General features: G+C 43.7%; 4 protein-coding genes. All 4 read right to left on the reverse strand.

Translation table 11 applies throughout. The annotated features are described in order from the left end of the window. Positions 1-69 precede the first annotated feature (69 nt). The 4 genes from Q1K34_RS17885 to Q1K34_RS17900 are packed head-to-tail and all read right to left on the reverse strand — an operon-like array spanning position 70 to position 2,722. Entirely contained in the window at positions 70-567 is a 498-nt protein-coding gene (locus Q1K34_RS17885) for a DUF6398 domain-containing protein (protein ID WP_251740837.1), read from the reverse strand. An 11-nt stretch (positions 568-578) separates the two neighbouring features. Then, on the reverse strand, positions 579-2,057 hold the full coding sequence (locus Q1K34_RS17890) for an IS66 family transposase (RefSeq protein ID WP_251740836.1): 1,479 nt from the start codon (positions 2,055-2,057) through the stop codon (positions 579-581). Between the two features lie 42 nt (positions 2,058-2,099). Further along, positions 2,100-2,453: an IS66 family insertion sequence element accessory protein TnpB gene (gene tnpB, locus Q1K34_RS17895; protein ID WP_251740835.1), complete on the reverse strand. Its 354-nt coding sequence runs from the start codon at positions 2,451-2,453 to the stop codon at positions 2,100-2,102. Then, positions 2,453-2,722 carry a transposase gene (locus Q1K34_RS17900; protein WP_251740834.1) on the reverse strand — a complete coding sequence of 90 codons (270 nt, stop codon included), beginning with the start codon at positions 2,720-2,722 and terminating at the stop codon, positions 2,453-2,455. Before Q1K34_RS17900 ends, tnpB begins: the two co-directional genes overlap by 1 nt. Positions 2,723-2,795 lie beyond the last annotated feature (73 nt).

Here is a 2,795-nt window from a genome sequence, read left to right on the forward strand (position 1 = left end):
GTATCCGTCCGAGCAACTACGCCTTATATCTGGGTTCAGCTCATTTGCTGGGCTAGATTAATCATCTTATTATTTTGTAGTAAAAGTAATGTCTTTACCTTCAGCCCTTGCCTGGTGTACCATTTGTTGCATATTTTCAGGAAGGGAGTCAACAGGAACGATAAAATCATCAACCATAACCATATTGTTAAAAGGGTTGTCTTCTTCCATTTTGGAAGTAGAGAACTCCGGGCTAAAATGCCACATATCAAACATTTCTTTAATGATCCTGGCTTTATTGGATACTGTTGTAGGCTTGGTGCCAAAATAATCGTGGATCTCCTTGGAAGGGATATAGGGTTCAAAAGATTTATCGAACAGGAAGTTGATAGAGCCTATGGCATATATTACTGCAGCAGCCCATATTTCGAGTTTTCCCCTTTTAAAAGGGACTTCCCTTTTCCTGCCCATTTTTTTGATGAGCTTTTCGCAGAGCTCAAAATATTCCCCATCAAGTTTCTGGGCGCAAAAGGTCCCGGTAAGCTCTAGAAGGTGTTTTTGTCTTTCTTTAATCTGCTCTTTGGTCATTGTTTTGTTTTTTATGGTTTGTCTGTACGGTGGTACCCCGGCAATAACTCTTCCAGCTTTTGGATGTTATGATCGGGTATCCTTCGTAAGGTATCCTCTAACCACTCTTGGGGATTAATACCTTGCATTTTACAACTACCAAAGAAAGAATATAACATGGCCGCATCTTGTGCAGCCCTGTGGGAACCTGCGAACAGGAAATTTTTTCGGCCAAGGGCCAGCGGACGAATGGCATTCTCAATAAGGTTGTTGTCCAGTTCGATCCTGCCATCCTCAAAGATCACCTCGAACTTGGGGTATTGATTTAAAAAGTAGGTCATGGCTTTTCCGATAGCACTTTTTGGCAACACCTTAAACTGTTCTTCCTGGACCCAGGTTTTGATCTGTTGCAATAGTGGCAACACCTTTTGTAATCTTAGTTCTTTTCGCATATCCGCATCACCAGCTGCTTCTTCTTTGATCGCTCGTTCCTGCCTATAAATTTCACTAAATATGGCTAATGCTTTATCCGCTCTTTCTTTATCCTGATCCCGAGTATCTACAAATTTTCTTCGGGCATGCACAAGACAACCGGCCATAGTAATATCCGGATCTACACCGATTTTATCATACACGCTGTACCCATCACATTGGACGTATCCCTTATACCCGTCAAGGAATTCCCTGGGACCATGTTGCCCACGTCCCCTACGGTAATTAAAGAGCACCAGTTTTTGCAAGGGGTCGTGATAGACCCATTGGTAGCCTTGATGTGTGCTGCCTTTTTTATCACTATCCAGCACCTTAATCGGACTTTCATCAGCCTGGATGTAACCGTCTGTGAGGATTTTTTGTTTCAGGGTATTATAGAGGGGCTCCAGGAGCTGGCAACAACCCGCCATCCAGTCACTTAAAGTACTGGAGGCAGGTTCCCAGCCAAACTCCCGTTTAAAACGCTGGATCTGACGATAGAATGGCAAATGGTCAATATACTTGCTCACCAGGATATAAGCCAATAAACAGGCTTCGGCAATAGATTTTTCGATAGGACGTGTGGGCAGTGGCGCAATGACTACCCCTTGCTCATTTTTCCTGGCATATTTAGGACGTATGGTACGTCTTTTAACCAGACTGGCCGGGGTATACTCCAGGGTTTCACTAACTTCCTCACCTATTTTTTTTAGCGTGCTTACATCTTCCTCTGGTTCAAGAATGACTTCCCGTACCGGAAGGTGTTCCGGCAAGGTATTACGGCCCGGGTGCTTCTTTTTTTCCCGGGTATAGCTGATCGTTTCTTTAGGAGTGACTACTTGCCCGGTTTTATCTGAATTTTCAGAAAAAAGCGATAGCTGCTGCTGAAGTATTTCAGGAATAAAACGTTCCGATTTAAAGCCCTGGATCAGCTTGTAGAGCTGTCCGAGTTGTACCTCCAAAGCGGAGATCTTCTCCTTGAAGGTTTCATTGGACTGGCGAAGTTGCTGGTTTTCTTTTTGTAGCTCCTGATAGGTCATCGGGCAGCTAAAATACTACCCTTGTTAGAGATATGCCAGCATTTATCCGGCTTTTTTATAGCGCTTTCTTCGGGTAATATTGGTGATGGCCACCCCGTCGATAAGCATCACCAGTTGGGTGTAATCCAGCTGTAACCCTCCCACGGATGCATCGTATTTTGGCAACTCAAAGGTGCCACGCTCCAGGCGCTTGTAGTACAACACAAAGCCCCCGGACTGCCAATGCAGTAACTTGACTTTATTGCGAGCTTTATTGATAAAGATATAGACTGAACCATCCTGGGGACTATGGCCTAATTCTCTAAGGACCAGCCCACATAATCCATCGAAACTCTTACGCATATCAGTACCAGGAAGATATAGCTGGTAATTCAGGGAACTACTTAAGGCAAACATTACAGGGAAATTTCAATTTCTACGCCATTACCTAAACGGATATGCATACTCCTGGAGGATGTTGGGGTGGTAGAAGGGTCGGCCGACAAGGAAACAAAATTACTTTTTGCGGGCTTTATAACTTGCTCCTTGGGAAATTTCTGGATCCAATAACAGAGTTTTCCTTTGCTAATTCCGTGATTACGGGCAAAAGAGGATCGGCTTTGTCCTGATTCATAATAGTTATCGACTAGCTTACGCATTTCTGTGGCAATTGAAGATCGGGTCATTTTGATTATATTTAGACCGCTAAATTATAATCTACAAAGGGTTCAGAAAAGATGCACTTAGACGGACGCATAC

This window comes from Christiangramia sp. (genome assembly GCF_029937855.1).
Lineage (GTDB): Bacteria > Bacteroidota > Bacteroidia > Flavobacteriales > Flavobacteriaceae > Christiangramia.